Below are 15,970 nucleotides of genomic sequence, written 5' to 3' on the forward strand. Positions count from 1 at the left end.
CATGAAACGGAATACACTTTTACTGACTATATTCAGCATACTGCTATTTTCGGGATGCGAGTCCGCATTTTTTGACGGGGAAAAAGAGTCGAAGGACCCGATGAAAAATTTCGAATACCTTTGGAACCAATGCAATGAGAAATATGCCTATTTCGAACTGAAAGGCATTAATTGGGATGAGGTCAAGACACGGTATTCGGCTAAAATCTACCAGGGAATGTCCGATGACTCGCTCTTTAATGTGCTCGGTGCCATGCTCAACGAGCTTCGCGACGACCATACCAACCTGGTCTCCAACTTCAACATTTCGTCCTACAAGGTTTTTCGGGACGGACCCGACAACTTCGACTGGCGGTTTGTCCAGGACAACTACCTTCCCCGAAACTACCATGTATCCGGGCCATTCTCGCATGATTTCATTGCGAACGGCCAGATCGGCTATGTTCGGTTCCCCGCATTCACCGGAACGGTCGACAAAAAGAATATTGACTTTGTGCTCGATCGCTACAAAGATACCAAGGGCCTCATCCTCGATCTGCGCGAAAACGGCGGAGGCGCGGTAACCGACGTTTTTGAGCTGCTTAGCCGGTTTATCGATCAAAAAACGCTTGTGTACTATGTGCGCGTCAAAAACGGCCCGGGACACAACGACTTTTCCGAACCGCAAGCTGCCTATGTCGAACCCTATGACGGCGTGAGGTACACCAAAAAAATTGCCGTGTTGATTGACCGCGGCACTTTTAGCGCCGCGTCGTTTACATCCCTGGCAACCAAGGCATTGGACAATGTGGTACTGATCGGCGATAAAACCGGCGGCGGACTGGGCTTGCCAAATGGTGGCCAGCTTCCCAACGGCTGGACTTACCGTTTCTCGATTTCCCAGGCACTCACGCTGGATAAAAGCAATGCATTCGAAGCAGGTGTTCCAGCCGACATTCCGGCATCGTTTGATTGGAACAATAAAACAAAGGATACGATCATCGAGCGTGCTATCGAGGAATTACTGTAAAGATGAAAGCCTCTTCGCTCCTGCCATCGCTTGGATTGCTGTACTTGTGCAGCTGTTCCGTAAGCAAAACCCCGCACGGCATTTCCAAAGATGCCGTGCAGGTTTCCATTGATCTCGAAAAGGTAGACACCGACCGCGTACGGGTGAAAGTGATGCCACCGCGGCAGAAATCCGGCACAGTGGCCTACCATTTCCCAAAGATCATCCCCGGCACCTACGCGATTGCCGATTATGGCAGGTATATAGATGATATTAAGGCATTTAAGAAAGACGGAAGCGAACTCAAAATCACCAGGACCGATTCCAATACCATTGTGATCGACAATGCCCGGCAGCTTGCGTATCTCTCTTACCTGGTCAACGACACCTTCGATAACGAGACTTCCGGCGATCCATTTTCCGAAAAAAGCAAAACGATTTTTTCCCCCGCGGGGACTAATATCGACGCCGGGAAGTACTTCCTCCTCAATATGGCCGGTTTTGTAGGCTATTTTACCGACCAACTCGAAAAGCCTTATCGCATCAGCATTTCCCACCCGGAAGGTCTCTACGGCACCACGGCGATGGTGGACCGCGACAATAAGGCCAACACCGACGTTTTCGACCTGCCGCGGTACCCGGAAGTAGTAGATCACCCTATCATGTATGCGCCCGCGGACACCGCCGCCTTCCGCGTCGACGACATGCAGGTGCTGCTGGGCGTATACTCACGGCGCGGGAAGACGCACGCGAGCGACCTTCGGCCCGATCTCGAAAAGATGGTAAGAGCACAAAAACGGTTTCTGGGGCCTATTAACGACACTAAGAAGTATGCGGTGCTTTCCTACATTTCGTCGGGCGGCGACGACGATGCGAAAGGCATTGGCGCATTGGAACACAACACCTCCACTTCCGCCGTTTTCCGCGAACCCATGAAGGCCAGGGACCTGATCCATGTGATCAGCCATGAATTTTTCCATACCATTGCGCCGCTGAAAGTCCATTCAAAGGAAATCCACTACTTCGATTTCAACAACCCTAAGATGAGCCAGCATCTGTGGTTTTACGAGGGTATTACGGAATATTTCTCAAACCTTTTCCAGGTAAACCAGGGCCTTATCAACGACAACGAATTCTACGATTTAATGGCGCGAAAAATCGAAAATTCGCACAATTACAATGATAAACTGTCATTTACGGAAATGAGCCGCAACGTGCTCGAACCGAAAATGAAGGTCCAATACCCTAATGTTTATGAAAAAGGCGCGCTCATCGCCATGTGCCTGGATATCGTGATCCGCGAGCAAACTCAGGGGCAACGAGGCCTTCTCTGGCTAATGGGTGAGCTGTCGAAAAAGTACGGGGCCGACAAGCCTTTCGACGATGACGAACTGATTCCCGTCATCACGCAAATTGCCGGCAATGCGGCAGGCGACTTTCTGAAAACCCATGTCGTGAACGGCGAGCGCATTCCTTATGCGGATTTTCTGGCGAAAGTCGGGCTTAAAAAGCAAGTGGTGCCATTCCCGGAACCCATCGTGTTTATAAGCCAGGACGTTGCCTACATCAAAACCGATTCGACCAATACGCACGTCCTGGCTTCCGTTCCCGACGAATCGAACCAATTCTATCAAAACCTGGGGATCAGAGACAATGACATCTTCCTGGAATTCAATGGGATACCCATCGACCCGAAGGATCTTAATTCGATTGTTTACCTGGGCTATGACCTCGACGAAGGAAGTCCGGTTTCAGTCAAAGTGAACCGTGCAGGACAGGAGATCGAGCTGAAAGGCTCCGTCAAGCTAAATTATGAGGATGCCGACAGTTTTCGTTTCGGCGATCCAGGCCGAAAAGACCTTCATGAAGCCTGGCTTAGAAAGTAACAGCAACATTTTCAAACCATTAAAGCAATGAAAAAAATCCTGATTCAGGCACTTGTGCTGTTCATCGGACACCAGGCCATCGCGCAGAAAGACGCGGCTATCAGTGCACTCGCAAAGCACAATCTCGACGCGAGCGCGCTGGATGAAAAACTGAGGGTAAAACCTACCGATTACTCTTATGATTTGAAGGAGACCGTGGCCACGGAAGGGTCGGAAAAGGTCATTCTGGGCCATTACGATGCTTCCAAGCCCGAAGAAGACCGCTGGACCGTCATTTCTTCGGACGACCAGGAGCCAAGCACAACCGAAATCAAGCGTTTCAAAAAGGAGCACGGCAAACAGCCTTATCCTCCCGCGAAAATCGATGACAGCTCCTACAAAGTCGAGAAAGACGAACCCGGTACACTGGTCATCAGCTTTAAACTCGACCCGGCTTCACTGGTCGCGGACAACTCGTTTATCAAGGATTGCAGAAGCTACCTGACCATTGATACAAAAACAGGCAAAATAATTAAGGCTGAGTCTGTTAACGAAAAACCATTGAAGGTCAAAACGTTCAATGTACCGGTTTTGAACAGCTATTCGGAACTGACCTGGAATGAAACCGAGAAGAAATACTTCCCCAAAAAGGACAATATTAACATGACGATCAAGCTGCTCGGGCAGGAAGTGGCTACTACGACCATTCTCGAATATTCGAATTTTAAGAAGTAGCGCGGTGCGTTGCAATATGACGCTATGTAAGAATGGATAGCCCTGCCGGAAAAGGCGGGGCTATTTTTTATGATTTTCCGATGGCGGCATGACAACGTTGACTTTCGCTTGCTGAACGGGTATAACGACACCATTCTCCCGGAAGAGCGTGTCGATGCGGCTGATCACCTGGTCTTGCACGAATGCGGACTGATCCATATTGCGAACCCAGAATGTCACCTCAAAATCAATGGAATTGGCTGCAAACTCCTTTGCAATAATGGTAGTCGGTGGCCGCGACATAATGTTGTCATTGCCCGTAAGCGACTGTGCAAGAAGCTTTTTGATCAAAGAGAGATCAGTGCCGTAAGCCACACCTACTTTGAGGATCTGCCGTCGCTTGTTTTTACCCATGGTCCAGTTGATCAGGTGCTGGCTCAGCAGATCGCCATTGGGAACGATCATGCAGGCGCCGTCTGCCAGCGAAATAACACTGCTCCTGAAACCCACCGATTTCATCGTCCCAAATTTGCCGTTAACCTCCACCTGATCTCCTACGCTCACGGGCCGCTCGAATGCGATAATAAGCCCGCTCACCAGATTACTGACCAGGCTTTGCAAGCCCAATCCGATACCGACGCCCAGCGCCCCGATGATGATCGTCAGCCGGTCCAATGCGATGCCCGATGCCGCAAATGCGAGTAATATCCCCGCAGTAATGATGATGATCCTGATGAGTAACAACCAGTTAGCAGCAATGGACGCAGCCGTGCCCGTACGGTCGGACGCCTGAATGCCCGGCTCCGTAGCGAAAAACGATACGATCCGGGAAAGCAGTACCGACGCGCCGCTGATCCCGATGAACAAGAGCAGGTCGCGGATCGTGAATTCGTAATCCCCGATGTTTCTGGTTTCCGTAATATAAAGGTTAAATGGACTGATGATCTGCTTGAATTCGAAGTAGTTACGCCCTACCAGAATAATCCAGCCCAGGCAAAGCAGTACGTACAGCAGCGCCGGGGCCCGGTTACCCAGCTTATCGAAATTGACGTAAAACAGCTTTCGGTCAGGGCTCTTGTACACCGAATTGGCCAGCCGAAGCGCCTCGTCGATCATCCTGACGGCCCACAAGAAGAGAATAGCGATGATCAAACCAACATACCCGCCTACCATCAGTGTTTTCGACAAATTATATCTGCCTATGATATTGAATATCAACGCAAAAAACTCCGAAACCACGAAAAAACGGATCGCGTACACGATATAGCTTTCCATTAAAGTCCCGAGTTGGTCGCCCCGAAGGATCGTCAGGGCATACAACATCCCTGCGCCGGAGAGGACGCACATCAGCCACCTTTCAGCAGTTGAAGCTTGCAACAGCATATTGTCCAGACAAACGATCAGGAATAACCAGCTCATTGTGAACCAGAACCGCATCCAATAACTGCTAATGTATCCCCTGAATATGAGCGTGAGGCTGACGATGGAGAGAAACCATAACAAAACACTGATAACAAACGGCGGATCGACAAACACAAACTGGAAAAAGGAAATCACGATCAGCACCGAAGCCGGCAGCGGCATAGCCAGCACGCGGGTATTTTCGGCCGGGCCGTCGGGCGGGCGGTGTTCCCGGTAGCGCGCTCGCAGGGAATAGAGAAAGACGCTGCTGATCACCAAAGCAGCGAGCAGGATCAGGAAGCGCCCGGCATAGTTGGCCAGGTAGAACTCGAAGATCATCGATTGCTTGGCATAAGAAAAGCGGACCGTTTCCACGAAACCGGCAAGGTGGGCAGTAACCCATAAATCGGGCAGTTCCCTTGTAAAAAGCCTTGCTGCAAGCAGTTGCTTCTCGGATTCCAGGCCCTCCTGGGCGAGGCTGAGTTCGAAAACGAGCGGATCGAGCGCCGACTGCATTACTTGCAAATCCGAAATGGTCTTGTCTATCAGAGAATCTGCCGGCTTGATAGACAAGTTAGAAATGGTGAGTTTCTTCACATAGGCCATTATCGTCGCAGAATCTGCTGATAATGTGTAAAGTAGCGAATCGGTCGAAAGCGAGTCGAGCCGGTAGCGGTGACCGACCATCCGCTGCGCCATTTTATCGATACGCGTTTTCCTTTCCCGCATGTCGCGCAGCAACTGCGTAAGAATGGCCGACGACACTGTCAAATTCCTGTGTGTCGAAATTTCATCCTTACCGGTAGAAATGCCTTTCCGGACCACCTCGAAGGAATGCCTGGCCCTGGTGATTTCCCCGGAAACCGAGCTCGTATCCAGCTCGCTCCTGATAAACAATTTGGCTGCCTGGATTTCCTTTTCAATCTGATCGAGCGTTCGCTGCTGCCCGAAAGCCACGGCTTCGTCCTGGTATTTTCTTTTACTCTGTTCGGCCACCTTTCTTATCGCCCGCTGCGCCCGTAAGGAAAAATCGGATGGCTTGTTGGTCGCAGAATCCGGAAGCGATTGACCGAAAGCCGCCCCACCGGCAAAAAGAAAAGCCTGTGCTACCAGCAAGGCAATACCAGTCGTTAAGGCGAATTGGTTGGAGACCTGTCTGAGAATGGATCGTTCGCTCATGAAACTTGATAAGGGGAGCGGTGGTAGTTATTAGAATGAAATTAAAATAACATTAGAATAATACAAATTCAATAGATTTCCTGTACAACATAGATATGCTGTATATTTGCCAATTTGTATACTATTTTGATCATATGGGTTATTAATTTATGAAATTAAATTTTAGCAAGCAACTTAAAGATAATTCTACAATTTGCGTACACATGCTTAATCCTTTCGACGAAAAAGAAAAATTGTATTTTTTGTTGTTTTATCACGTGTAGCTGCTAACTTCGAATTACTGCTTAATCGACGAATTGAGCAGCCGGTTTTCGGAAGCATATCGAAAAAGTCTTTAAAATCACGCCGTCTCCATGAAAAGAATTCTCCCCCTGCTTTCCCTTTGCTTTATTCTCTCCCAATGCGCACAGAAGACCGCCTCGACCACTGCCGGTTTTCGGGCCAATCCGCTTGCTGACAGCATTCGCATATTCACCTTGCAACCTGACGAGGCCATTCCGGAGAAATCGGAATTCGTGCGGGACATTCAAATGGGCGCTTCCCTGTTTTCCAGCAACTGCGGCTACAAGAACCTGATGAACTACGCGCATTTTACCGCGAAGCAATCGGGCGCGAACGTCATTCATTTCACGGAGATTAAAAGGCCGGTGATGGGTAACGGCTGCTACCATATAAACGCAAAGCTTTACAAGAACACGGACGATGCGCAGCTGGCAAAACTTGCCAACGAGCAGAAAGTTGCCAACCAGAGCCGCCTGCCGAAGGATGCCGATTACGCCATCGTGCATTTCTACCGGCCGAAGAGTTATGACGGGGCCATCATCTCCTACAACATCAAAATGGACGACCAGGGGAGCATTGGTAAATCGTCCAACGGCCATCAGTTCCAATACAAGGTCACCAGTTTTGGAAAGCACCGCTTTGTGGGAAAGACCAAAAAAACGGACTCGGTTACCCTCGACATTCAGAAAGGACAGGAATATTTCATTCGCTGCGGCGTAGCCAAAGGCCCCAGCATTTCCCTTCCCGACATGTATGTAATCGAAAATTACGTGGGAATCCGCGAGATGGCGGAAATGTAATGACGACCAATGAAACTCAACCTTAATTCAAAACCAATGAAACAGTTATTTACCTTACTAATCCTGATACTTCTTTCAGTTGCTTCCCAGGCGCAGAATGGCGCGAAAAATGATGTGGTACTACAACTGAACGGCGACGAGCTGACCGGGAAAGTGACCGAGATCACCGACGACGCCATTAAATTCACCTACGTAGGAGAAACGCTTTCCTATTCGATCAAGAAAGCCGACATATTGAAAATTACTTACGGAAGCGGAAGGGTCGAAGTATACAACAAGCCACAACTCAGCTCCTCATCCGAGAAAAATCAATCAGGTCCTGCCGGTAACAGCGCATTGTCGGACCATCATAACAAGATCGCGATCCTGCCTTTCGGGTTTGTAAGGGAAGGACAAAAGGCGGCCGACGAAATGAGCAACGTGGTGCAAGCCTACTGCTTTACTTTTTTAAGCAAACACGCGGGCGTGCTCAGCGTGATGGACACCCGCACGACCAATGCAAAGCTGATCAAGGCAGGTGTAACCAGAGAAAATATTGAAGGGTTCACGATGGATGATATCTGTAATATCCTCGGTGTCGAATTCGTCGTGGACGGAACCGTCGTACTGACCAAAGTAGCGCAACAGACCCTGGCCAATGCGTCTTACAGCGACAAGAGCAAAGGAAACCGGAACGAGCAGAAGAGCTCCGGGTACAGCTCGGCGAACTCTTACAATTTTGAAAACTACGAAACGACCATTAACCTGAACGTTTACAACGACAAAGGCAACAGCATGTTCAGCCAGTCCCGTAAATCATTTTTCAAAACACAGGATGCTTACCAGAATGCGCTGGAATATGTTTTGAAAAGATCCCCTTTGTACAGCAAATAATCACAGGCCCGACCCGCATGGCGAAAATGCGCGCGGTTTTAAGGTCCATTGTGAAACGACTATCTCACGCGCAAGCTGCGCACGACTGTTAAGATCGGCCGGGCCGGGGAGAAGGTCCTGGCGGAGGCAAAATCTGGTCCTGAATAATCGGCGAAGAGGTTTATGGAAAGATTTTTAGGTAAACCAGGTGACATGATGTTCAGTCACCTGGTTTTATACAATTTAAACCTTTGGCAGCGAAAAATGCCGTTTTGAAACCACGGAAACAACCGGATAAATACTTTCCGCCTCCGTTAGGTTCACGTCGGACGGGGACATATCCAGAAAATCCGATCGCGTCCCACCGATTTCTATCCGACCGTCTGAAAAAATGGTGACCGTCGCCCAAAGCGGATCTTTGTACCTGAGCATGGACGACAGGTGCCCATACTTCTTTACCAGGTCGTCACTATACTGCGTGGTATTCCTTTTCTCACCTGCCCAGAAATACGACATACTGTTGATCTGCACGTATTGTATTCCATTTATTTCATTTAGATAATCCTGATGGTGATGCCCGCTAAATACGATCCGCACCTTTAAATGACCAGCCTGCTCGTTCGCTTTCTCGAAAATACGCCTGATCGCCAGGGCCTGCTCTATGCCCGCTACGTCGTTATCCAGGCCTTGATGGCAGAAGACAATCACTGGTAGTTTTGTCTTGGCCAGATCCTGGGCCAGCCACTCCCTTTGAGCAGCCCCGATGTACCGGGGATAGCCTTTTTGAGTCCCGTCCGGATTTTTTTCATTCCCATTCAAAACCACAAAATGATACTCGTTTGCATCAAACGAATAGTAAGCACCCCGCGCTTTCCAAAAGTCGATCACCTGGGCATGCGTAAAGCCACCGTCGGTTTCGTGATTGCCTATCACGTGGTATTTGGGACCTGAAAATTTGTTCCAAACATCGAGTATGGGCTGGTTGACGGGCTTTGGCACACAAAAATCCCCAAGCTGGATTATAAAATCTGCCTTCTGCCGGTTCATGGCATCCACAAAGGCGGTTAATCGCTCGGCTCCGTCGGGAATCAGATCGTAATGCAGGTCTGTGCAAATGCCGAAGCGAATCAGTTCTTTCGGCTTAACGAAAGAGCCTATTCCTGCCAGAGAAACGGGTGATAGCGTCGCGGCACGAAGGAATAATCGACGTCTCATAATTTTGCAAGTTTAAATGTTGTGTTCGTAATACCGGTTTTCGACAGTTCCGTCCTCATAAAGTTTGAGGATGGCATAGCCCGGCGCGGTCTCCTGGTAATAATAAGGCCCGGCGGAATGCTCGTCGCCCTTTTCCCACCAATAACCGCTCATAGCGCCGTTGCAGAAATAATGGACGTTGTTGAACACATTACTGTCCAGCAAATGATTATGCCCGGATAAACAAACCCTGACTTTGTCCTTATGCTTGTAAAATAACTTTCGCAATGCTACATGGTCCCCATGCTGTCCGCCTGCCCATGCGGCCGTTACCGAAAGGATCGGAAAGTGCGACATCAGCAGAACATGATGACCGGAAGGAACGCTATCCAGTTCATTTTCAAGCCAGGCCATTTGCTTATCGTCAAGTTTAACTCCTGCATTATTACCATCGAGAATGATGAAATGCCAGTTCTTCTTGACAAAACTGTAATATCTGTGCGGTATACCCACACGTTTGGCTGCATAATTAACCCCATACATTTCGTCCTCCTTCGAAGGCGCGTGCCACCAGGGATCGTGGTTTCCGATGCAACTGTAAATCGGGATTCCCGATAAAGGTTTGATACATTCATCCCAGGTAGCCCACTGTTTGAGCATGCTTTCGCGGGTGACATCCTGGTAATCGGCGGCGTGAATGGAATCTCCCCCATTGAGAACAAAGTCCATTTTATGCTTTTTAACCTCTTCCAGGCACCTTTTGAAGCGTTCGGGAATATCATCCTTCGGCCGGATATGCACGTCTGTAATGTGCGCAACCGTCAATGCCGGCCTGGCTTTCAGAAATGTACCGTCAGCCGCCGCTATCCCCGGCGAGCCACTTACCGCGGTCGCCAGGGTTCCACTAATCAAAAAATCTCTCCTTTTCATCAATAATTACCAACCTGGGTTTTGTTTAATATCTGGGTTTAAAACCATTTGATCCTGAGGTAGAGGTGCCAGATAATCTCTTCCTACATTGAACTTGTAGCCGCTGCTCATCCCTGAAATAGTTTTATAAAATTCGATATATCCCTTCTCATCAACAGGGTAAGTCGCCAGTTGCTCGGCCGGCACGATGTCTTTCCATTGTGCTAATACGGCTCCTTTCGGTTTCCAGCCCACTATTTTCTCATCGGCGGCCGCCCAGCGGAACAGGTCGTCGTGGCGGTAACCCTCGCATGCCAGCTCTACTCTTCTCTCACGCCGTATTTCGTTGATCAAAGGGCTAAGCGCAGGGAATTCCGGGTTGGGATTGGCGGGCAATGCGCCCAAAGTGAGGGTGGGCATGCCCACCCTCGATCTTAAAAGGTTAATGCTGATATCAGCGTCTGCCTGCATCAGCGTACCGAGCTCCGCCTTTGCTTCGGCAAAAATCAGAAGCGCCTCCGCATACCGGAACAGGATCAGGCCGGTTGTTCCGCGGTCCAGTTGCTGGTTGTAATCCGGATTATGCCCTTTATATACCTGGTAACCCGTCGCGGGTTTGTTCTCGTTGGCAGCGGAGAACGACGGCGTTTCGAACAATGCAGGTGCCGCGCCGCCAGGCCGATTATTGGTGATAATGTGCTTGCCGTCGGCCACGTACAGGGTTTGCGCCAGGCGCGGGTCACGACCTGAGACAACGGTTTGCAAGGTTGCGTCGCCTTTGTAAAGCGGACTTGTTTCAATAGGCTTTCCATCCTTGCACAGGTAGCTGTCGACCAGGTCTTTGGTTAGCCCGCGCGCTGCGCCGGTGTTGGTATAGCGGTGCCAGTAGTGGCCTCCATTGAGGTTCAGGTCAAATTTGCGCCAAAGCATGATCTCCGTGCTGGCAGAATAGTCGGTTTGATTAAAAAGCTTCCAATAACCGTCTTCGCCAGGTGTCGTTTGCAGTTGATAACCCGCATTGCCTTTTATAAGTGCCTCACTCACCCGGGCCGCTTTCTGCAAAAACTTCTCGCCATTGGAACCCGTTACCCCGAATGCCGTACCTGCGTGGTATTTTTCCCAGGAGCCCTCATACATAGCAATCCGTGCCTGGAAAAGCTGCGCAATTTCTTTGTTGATGCGCATGGCGGAGGCCTTCGATTTGGTTGGCAGGTAATCCACAGCCTTGTCCAGGTCGTTCATGAGCGAGTCCACGATTACGGCGCGAGAGAGGCGCCCTATTTTGAGCTCGGCGGATGTCGGGTCCAATGGTTTGTTAACCCATGGCAGATCACCGAAAGCTTTTAGTTTACTGAAATAAAAGTATGCGCGAAAAAATAGCGCTTCCCCTACATACTTCTTTTTATTGTCCCAGCTCTCTTCCGCCTTATCGTAATTGGCCAGAAAATAATTGATACTGCGCAATGCCGACCAATCCCCGTAAGCCCATCCCCCACCGGACGAAGGCACAATTCGTTCGCCGTTCAGGGCGGTGTTGTAGCCGGTGTAAATCATGTTGTCGCTGCCTTCATCGGCATCGTAGCCATATATCCCGATCGTCCCATAGGCGCCGATCGTCGAAGGAAATGCGGTATAGAAGTTGTTCACATACAACTGTAAGTCGTTGGCTGTTTTCCAGTATTCGGCATCGCTGATGCTTGTTTCCGGGATTTTGTCGAGAAAATCATCCTTACAGCCGGCCAGCAAGCCCGCGACTGCAAAAAATACGATTGCTATAAAATGCTTTTTCATGTTGATTCGGAAAGGGGTTTAAAATGTGACGTTCAGGCCAGCGGAGAATGTTCTCTGTAACGGATAGATCTTACCCGAGCCAATCGAAAGCTCCGGGTCGAGCGTCTTGACAAGCTTGGTGAAAGTCGCCAGGTTTTCGGCGCTCACGTACAGGCGAATGCGCTCCAGTCTGATCGCCTTCATGACAGACGCAGGCAAGGAATAACCGAGTTGCAGGTTCTTAATGCGCAAATAGGCCGCATTTTGCAGATACCTGGTTTGCGTCTGCTGGTTCTTGTCATTCTGGCTGCTCATATAGAACTTGGGGAAGTACCCATCCGGCGTCCCGGCTGTCCAGCGGTCCTGGTGTATCGTGAAGGGCGAGCTTTGCCATTCATTACCTACGATCCCGAAGAAGTAGTTGGAACCAATGAAAACGTCCCGTTTCGCGATTCCCTGAAGAAAGATTTGCAGGTCAAACCCCTTCCAGGCTACATCGCCCGTGAAACTGTAAGAATACCTGGGCGTGCTGTTGCCGATCACTTTCCGGTCGCCGGGATTGGCCAGCGTGCTATTACCGGCATCAATTTTCCCGTCCCCGTTCAAATCGGCGTAGCGCACATCTCCCGGTGTCCAGGCGGCGGAAGAAAGGAAAACCTGCGAAGGCGCTTCGGCTACCTCCTGGTCGGTCTGGAACAAGCCTACTGTCTCGTAACCCCATATTTCACCCATTTTCTGGCCTTCGTAGTAGCTCGACAATGTCCCGGTAGGGTTCGGATATTTAACCACTTTACCCGAGTAGTTGCTCAAAACGCCCCGCAGTCCATAGCGGACGTTGCCGATATGATCGTTCCAGCCGATTGACAACTCAAACCCGCGTGTTTCAATAGCGGCATTGTTGGCCGTGGGGGGAGATGCGCCCAAAATAGCAGGCAGTGCCTGGGAAGGTCCGGCAAAATCATTTGCTTTGCGGACGTACCAGTCAAATGACGTCGTCAACCGATTGTTAAGGAGCGCAATGTCGGTTCCGATGTTGGTGGAAGTTGTGGTAACCCAGGTGAGCGACGGGTTCACCAATGTCGGGTAATTTACAGCCGCTTCCTGTCCTGCTCCAAATAGCCAGGATGTGGAAGTAGGCCTTGTGATGCTCAGGCTTGGATAAAACGGATACCAGTTGGGTGCATTCACATCCAGGAAATACTGGTCGCCCAGCGAGCCGTAGGACGCCCGGATTTTGAATGCATTAACGGTTTTGGCCAGCGGCTCGAAGAAAGCCTCCCTGTCGATATTCCAGCCTGCGGAAATGCCCGGATAGAACTTCCATCTCACATCTTTCAGAAAGCGCGACGTCCCATCATACCGGCCATTGATTTCCAGCAGGTATTTTTCTTTAAAGTTATAATTGACCCTTCCGAAGAAGCCCTCGGACGCCAGCTTACGAATGTTATCTCCAATGGACGGGGAGGTTCCGTAAGATGTGCTCAACGACGGAATGTTATCCGAATAAAGAAGCGAATTGGAAGCCGAATAGCCCTGGAACTCCGTCAGATCGCGCACATAACCACCCAGCAATTTGAAATAATGCCCGCCCAACTGCTTCTCGTACGTAGTAAATGCATTTACGATATGATGAAAATTCCGCTCGTTGGCCCTTGAAAACGAGCTCGGGGAAGTACCTCCGATGACCGCCTTGCTGCCATCCGGCAAAAATTCATACAAGGTTTTCTGGTGCGACTGGCTGTCGTAAAAACTTCCGTCGAGCGTGTAATTGGCCGTTGCCGTCCAGTCCTTCGTGAATTTGACGTTAAACTCGCCGGTAAGCATCACCTGGTCGGTTACCGTTTTGTTCCGTCCGCCTTCCGTGTGCAGCAACACGTCGCTGGTCGAGGAATAGTTTCCGTCGGGGTTGAACAATGCGACTGTCGGGAATTTTCTGGCGATCTGGTGCATATAGGCTTCATTACCGCCGCCCGTCTTGCTTCCGTAAAGATTGGGGGTATCAAACAGCTGACGGGAAGCGCTGCTCCGGAAACTGAACCCCAGCCAGCGCGTCAGGTCCGAAGTAATGTTTGCCCGGATGTTGTAGCGCTTGTAGGTATCGTGACCAAAATTATACATCCCGCCGCGATAATTGTATCCGCCGCCCACATAGTAGGTCGTTTTTTCTGAACCGCCCGTTACGCCTACATTATGCTGCTGGCTGAACGCAAAGTCTTTGAAGTAAAGTTTGAACCAATCATGGTTGGCATTGCTGGACGCCCAGGTCTCCCAGCCGTTACTGCCGGCTACCGGGCTTGCGACGGTTTCCGTAGTGATTTTCCCGGCCTGGTAATCTTTGATCCGCTGAATCGTCTCGTCATTGAACATCGGTGCGCGACCGGCATTGGTAAACGCCTCGTTGTACATATTGGCAAAATCAAGCGAGTTCAGCATTTTGGGCATGTTGATCGGCTGGGCCCACGACAAGTTGTTGTTGTAGGTAATGCTTGCCCCCTTCCCTTTTTTCCCTTGCTTGGTATTCACTAAAATAACCCCGTAAGGTGCGCTGGACCCATAGATCGCCGATGATGCCGCATCTTTCAACACCGTAATGGACTCAATATCAGACGGGTTAATGGAATTCAGATCGCCGCCCTGGATTCCGTCGATTACAATAAGGGGCGAACCGGAGGTACCCAGACCGGTATAACCGCGAATGTTGATGCTTTGGGTAGCATTAGGCGCCCCCCCAGTAGTACCGGTCGAGATATTCAGGTTGCCCACCGCACCCTGCAATGCCTGGCTGATTCTCGTAACCGGGCGATTTTCCAGGATTTCGCTGCCGACTTGTTCAGTAGCACCAGTCAGATTGACTTTCTTTTGCGTACCATAGCCAACTACAACCGCTTCATTGAGCACCGCTGCCGATTCGACCAATTGAACCTCGAAGTTCGAACGGCCATTCATTTCAATTTCCTGACGTTCATAGCCTATCGACGAAAAGACCAGCTTACCATTCAGCGCCGGCACGGCCAAGCTGAATTTGCCCTCCGCATCAGTGGTAGTCCCGTTTGTCGTTTCCGACAAAACCACATTTACGCCGGGAACGGGATTTCGCTTTGCGTCCCTGACAGTGCCGGTGACCCGCGCCTGCTGCGCCAGGATCGTCTTTGAACCAGCCAGCCCAATGAGGCAACACAGCCAGAAAAGTCGTAAAAAACGTTTCATAGTTAGGAATTAAGTAGGTTTGCAAAAATGTTAGTTAAGAGTTAGAGATTTTAATATTGATAAACTTTTGTTCAATATATGTAAAATACTATTGAACAACCAAGTATTACCATGAAATTTTGTTAATATATACTAAACATAATTTATTTATTGTAAACACGCGTTTCTCTAAACCCCGATAACCCGCAAGCAATACCATGGAAGGATTTTTTATTTTAGAAGTTGGCCGACGCATCAAACAAAAACGCCTGGACAAGCGAATGACGCTGCAAGAGCTTGGCGATAAGTCGGGTGTGAGTAAGGGGCTGGTTTCTCAAATCGAAAACGGGCGAACTATTCCATCGTTTCCCGTCATGCTGGCTATCATTCAATCCCTTGAAATTGAGGTCAGTGAATTCTTTCAAGGGCTCAGCCTCCTTGAACCTACCATTCTGGTTAACCGTAAGGCGGACTACATTCCATTCGAAAAAGAAGACGCCAAGGGTTTCAGCTACAAACGGATGATGATGAGAAATCTCCCGGCCAGTACCATCGACTTCGCCTTGCTTGAACTATCCGGCGATTCCTATCGCGAAGAGGTTACCACCGATGCTTATGAATTCATTTTTGTAATGAAGGGATCTACTGAATACCACGTTAACAGTCAGACATTTATACTCGAAGAGGGGGACTCTATCTTTTTTGACGGCCGACTGCCCCATGTTCCGAAGAATGTTGCTTCCGGTGACTGCACACTCCTGGTTTTGTATTTTTTTGATCAGAAGTCATAGCGAGACAAAGTAACCCTTTTGTGTATACGCATTAATATT

The 15,970-nt window shown here is 49.7% G+C and carries 11 protein-coding genes; 6 read left to right on the forward strand and 5 right to left on the reverse strand.

Features of this window, described 5'->3' with window-relative positions; translation table 11 throughout:
• Position 1 precedes the first annotated feature (1 nt).
• From BMW93_RS21580 to BMW93_RS21590, 3 genes are read left to right on the forward strand one after another with little or no spacing between them, the layout of a single operon-like run.
• Complete coding sequence (locus tag BMW93_RS21580) at positions 2-1,009, forward strand: S41 family peptidase (RefSeq protein WP_090381180.1); 1,008 nt, start codon at positions 2-4, stop codon at positions 1,007-1,009.
• A gap of 2 nt (positions 1,010-1,011) precedes the next feature.
• The gene (locus BMW93_RS21585; RefSeq protein ID WP_090381183.1) at positions 1,012-2,874 is read left to right on the forward strand and encodes a hypothetical protein; all 1,863 of its coding nucleotides are present in this window, start codon (positions 1,012-1,014) and stop codon (positions 2,872-2,874) included.
• Positions 2,875-2,901: 27 nt separating this feature from the next.
• The gene (locus BMW93_RS21590) at positions 2,902-3,588 is read left to right on the forward strand and encodes a hypothetical protein (RefSeq protein WP_090381185.1); all 687 of its coding nucleotides are present in this window, start codon (positions 2,902-2,904) and stop codon (positions 3,586-3,588) included.
• Positions 3,589-3,648: 60 nt separating this feature from the next.
• Here the strand turns inward: BMW93_RS21590 and BMW93_RS21595 are convergent, their stop codons facing one another.
• Entirely contained in the window at positions 3,649-6,147 is a 2,499-nt protein-coding gene (locus BMW93_RS21595; RefSeq protein WP_090381188.1) for a mechanosensitive ion channel family protein, read from the reverse strand.
• Positions 6,148-6,500: 353 nt separating this feature from the next.
• On the opposite strand from BMW93_RS21595, the gene BMW93_RS21600 reads away from it, so the two are divergent.
• Both BMW93_RS21600 and BMW93_RS21605 read left to right on the forward strand, forming a co-directional pair.
• Positions 6,501-7,229 (forward strand): hypothetical protein, encoded by a 729-nt coding sequence (locus BMW93_RS21600; protein WP_090381190.1) that lies wholly within the window; start codon positions 6,501-6,503, stop codon positions 7,227-7,229.
• A gap of 36 nt (positions 7,230-7,265) precedes the next feature.
• Positions 7,266-8,102, forward strand: a complete 837-nt coding sequence (locus BMW93_RS21605; RefSeq protein WP_090381192.1) for a hypothetical protein — start codon at positions 7,266-7,268, stop codon at positions 8,100-8,102.
• 222 nt (positions 8,103-8,324) lie between these two features.
• Here the strand turns inward: BMW93_RS21605 and BMW93_RS21610 are convergent, their stop codons facing one another.
• From BMW93_RS21610 to BMW93_RS21625, 4 genes are read right to left on the reverse strand one after another with little or no spacing between them, the layout of a single operon-like run.
• Complete coding sequence (locus tag BMW93_RS21610; RefSeq protein WP_090381196.1) at positions 8,325-9,296, reverse strand: metallophosphoesterase; 972 nt, start codon at positions 9,294-9,296, stop codon at positions 8,325-8,327.
• A gap of 12 nt (positions 9,297-9,308) precedes the next feature.
• Complete coding sequence (locus tag BMW93_RS21615; RefSeq protein WP_090381197.1) at positions 9,309-10,205, reverse strand: metallophosphoesterase; 897 nt, start codon at positions 10,203-10,205, stop codon at positions 9,309-9,311.
• Between the two features lie 6 nt (positions 10,206-10,211).
• Positions 10,212-11,975: a RagB/SusD family nutrient uptake outer membrane protein gene (locus tag BMW93_RS21620; RefSeq protein WP_090381198.1), complete on the reverse strand. Its 1,764-nt coding sequence runs from the start codon at positions 11,973-11,975 to the stop codon at positions 10,212-10,214.
• Positions 11,976-11,993: 18 nt separating this feature from the next.
• A complete protein-coding gene (locus BMW93_RS21625; protein ID WP_090381200.1) occupies positions 11,994-15,161 on the reverse strand; it encodes a TonB-dependent receptor in 3,168 nt (1,055 codons plus the stop codon).
• 197 nt (positions 15,162-15,358) lie between these two features.
• On the opposite strand from BMW93_RS21625, the gene BMW93_RS21630 reads away from it, so the two are divergent.
• On the forward strand, positions 15,359-15,931 hold the full coding sequence (locus BMW93_RS21630; RefSeq protein WP_090381203.1) for a helix-turn-helix domain-containing protein: 573 nt from the start codon (positions 15,359-15,361) through the stop codon (positions 15,929-15,931).
• Positions 15,932-15,970: the final 39 nt, after the last annotated feature.

Origin of the sequence: Dyadobacter sp. SG02, from assembly GCF_900109045.1 — a bacterium.
GTDB lineage: Bacteria > Bacteroidota > Bacteroidia > Cytophagales > Spirosomataceae > Dyadobacter.